Source organism: Bacillus sp. SIMBA_005, from assembly GCF_046535585.1.
GTDB lineage: Bacteria > Bacillota > Bacilli > Bacillales > Bacillaceae > Bacillus > Bacillus pumilus.
In genome coordinates, this window is the sequence record NZ_JAWRWI010000731.1 from 1 (window position 1) to 256 (window position 256).

Here is a 256-nt window from a genome sequence, read left to right on the forward strand (position 1 = left end):
GCACATCATGCACGTTCCTGACCACGGCATTGATATTGAGATTCAGCATGCGGTCGATGGCTGCCATGTCGTTTTCAACGAACTCACCGCCCACATAGCATCCAGCATTGGCATGCAGGATATCGAGCTGGCCGGCAACTGCCAGGATGCCCGGCATCAGGGTCGCGCAGCTGTCAGGGACGAGCAGATCGATCACCAACGGCATGGCAGCCTCACCCAACTGCTCACAGGCCCTGGCGAGTAATTGCTCGTCACG

At 58.2% G+C, this 256-nt stretch carries 1 protein-coding gene; it reads right to left on the reverse strand.

From position 1 onward, the window contains the following. Window positions 1–205 (reverse strand): SDR family NAD(P)-dependent oxidoreductase (locus tag SB660_RS21990; RefSeq protein ID WP_410584574.1); only part of this gene is annotated, 205 nt, incomplete at its 3' end. Window positions 206–256 lie beyond the last annotated feature (51 nt).